This is a genomic window from Microcystis sp. M109S1, assembly GCF_020247025.1.
In the GTDB taxonomy this organism is placed as follows: Bacteria; Cyanobacteriota; Cyanobacteriia; order Cyanobacteriales; family Microcystaceae; genus Microcystis.
In genome coordinates this window covers 1-2637 of sequence record NZ_JADBRW010000344.1, presented here as the reverse complement: position 1 = coordinate 2637, position 2637 = coordinate 1, and the positions used below count along the sequence as shown (strand labels likewise).

Annotated in this window: 1 protein-coding gene and 1 pseudogene; one reads left to right on the top strand and one right to left on the bottom strand. The window is 43.2% G+C overall.

Annotation, left to right across the window (positions count from 1 at the left end; translation table 11 throughout):
• Positions 1–979 precede the first annotated feature (979 nt).
• Entirely contained in the window at positions 980–2383 is a 1404-nt protein-coding gene (gene fumC, locus IM322_RS17360; RefSeq protein ID WP_287675199.1) for a class II fumarate hydratase, read from the top strand.
• Positions 2384–2419: 36 nt separating this feature from the next.
• Here fumC and IM322_RS17355 read toward each other — a convergent pair.
• A pseudogene (locus IM322_RS17355) lies at positions 2420–2637 on the bottom strand (RNA-guided endonuclease TnpB family protein); the annotation flags it as partial.

Here is a 2637-nt window from a genome sequence, read left to right as displayed (position 1 = left end):
TTCATCGTAAGACTCTCTGCTATTCAAAATCTGTCGAAATGTTAGAGCACTCAATTCGGCTTCTTATTCATTACCTCAAGTTTAAGGATGTTCCTATTCCCTGCGTTTCTGCTTGATTCATCTTTCTGTCTGACAACGCCCAATTTTGAACAGAGTTCCAAGCATCATCACTTATATCTGCATTAACAATGGCATATGCTACATGCCAAGTGTGCCGATGTTCAGTGTGCCAATGATGGATACGAACTTCTGGAACTCCTTCAAGTTTACCAAGGTTAATTTTCCTCTCAGACATTTCATTTCTCCATTATGGATTGTAGTCATTTGTTCAAGCTGAGATCTAACGTAATGCACCCCTCATTTTTCGACCGTATAACTATATAATATACGGAAACTTTCCTTATACTATGCTAAATACGCATTTTTAAAAGAATCTTTCCGTATATTACGCTCAAGTGGAGTGATCGCGAGAAGTTTTCCGTATATCACGCCCAAAAGCGTGTTAGCCAGATTAGCGTACTGTAAACAGCACTAATTGTTGTCGTTTTTTAGGGGTGATCGGCAACATTACTGTCAATTTACCCCTAGTTTTCTCTCTTGGCTCAGTCTGTAACCAATCTTTTACAAAGCTGTAACTTGATCCCAGGGAATAAGTTAATCCAGCATTAGGCGATCGCTCCTCAGCAATTGAGAAAGTTTTCACAACGTCCAACGGTAGCAAGCAATTATTGTCCAGATCAGCGATCGCTGAATAATTGCCTCACGATTAGCATTGACGTTACCGATAATCATGGAAATAAATTTGCTCCCATCAAACCGACTCGATCAACTGCGCTCTTTTTGGTCCCTAACATCGGAAAAAATCCTCAATAAGGCTTGACAAACTAGCTAGACTTGACTTATAATTATTTTTATAATGGGAATCCGTGTCGTCCTGGAGACCCTCTCTTTTCGGGCCAGATGCAGAAGTAACTTAAAGATGACAGAATTTCGCATCGAGAAAGACAGCATGGGAGAAATTCCCGTACCTGCCGATAAACTTTGGGGAGCGCAGACCCAAAGATCCCTACAATACTTTAGTATCGGTGATAATCTCATGCCCCGGGAGATGATCGGGTCCTATGCCATTCTCAAAAAAGCCTGTGCAATTGTCAATCAGCAAAAGAATCGTCTCAGTCAGGAGAGAAAAAACCTTATCTGTCAAGTCTGCGATGAAATTTTAGCCGGACAACACGCGGATAACTTTCCCCTCTACGTTTGGATGACGGGAAGTGGCACCCAATTTAACATGAACATCAACGAAGTCATCTCCAATCGTTGCAGTCAACTGACGGGGAATCCTCTGGGTAGCAAAACCCCCGTTGACCCCAACGATCATGTTAATATGTCCCAATCGACTAATGATTCCTTTCCCTCGGCCATGTATATTGCCGTTACCTTGGCAGTCAAGGAAAAATTAATTCCCAGTCTGCAACTATTACGGAATAGTCTCGATGAAAAGGCGCAATTATGGGCAAATATAGTTAAAATTGGCCGCACTCACCTACAGGATGCCACCCCCTTAACCCTCGGACAAGAATTCTCCGGTTATGTGGGTTTATTAGATGATGGCAGCGATTGGCTAGAAAAATGTCTAGAAAAAGTGTATCGTTTATCCTTGGGAGGAACAGCAGTGGGTACGGGAATTAATGCTCCTCTCGGTTTTGCTGAAGATGTGGCTGCCGAAATCGCTAATCTGACCAAATTACCCTTTATTACCGCTCCTAATAAGTTTACCGTGCAAGGTTCCCACGATGCTCTGGTTTTTTTGAGCGGGGGACTGAAAACTATCGCTAGTTCCCTCTATAAAATTGCTAATGATATCCGTTTACTTAGCTGTGGTCCCCGTTGTGGATTAGGAGAATTACAGCTGCCGGAAAATGAACCGGGTTCTTCAATTATGCCGGGAAAAGTTAATCCCACCCAATGCGAAGCTTTATCGATGATAGCAGTGCAGGTGATGGCTAATGATTTAGCGGTGACGATGGGAGGTGCTGGGGGACATCTGGAGATGAATGTCTATAAACCTCTGTTGATTCATAATCTCATGCAGTCTATCCGTTTGCTCACTGATGGTTGCGGTAATTTCTGTCAATTTTTGGTTCAGGGGATGACTGCTAATGAAAAACAAATTGAGACTTTTTTAAATCAATCCTTGATGCTGGTGACTGCCTTAAGTCCCGTGATTGGCTACCAAAAGGCTGCCTACGTCGCTCATTATGCCCTAGAAAAGGATTTAACCCTGAAAGTGGCAGCCTTGCAACTAGGATACATCAAGGAAGAGGATTTTGAGCGCATTGTTGACCCCGCTAAAATGGTTAATCCCTACGTTGCCGATGGTTAATTCTCTGAGGGGTTGACTGCCTTGACACTCCCCGCTCTAAAGAGACGGGGATTCTTGGTTCACAGAGATTACTTGCGAAAGACAGAATTGCTTCTGAAAAAGTAGAGGTATTCTCTCCCCAAGCGTTTATTGGATCTAGCCCAAAGGTTCCGGTATGCCCTACCGTACTTAGTCCCCTTTTAAGGATGTTGATTGCGGCGTTTTCATCCCTATCCAAAACACATCCACACTTGCACTGATGGGTTCTAGTCGAT

Bases quoted from the DNA above. Each gene is read 5' to 3' on its own strand.
- fumC (WP_287675199.1), top strand. From the start codon at position 980: ATGACAGAATTTCGCATCGAGAAAGACAGCATGGGAGAAATTCCCGTA.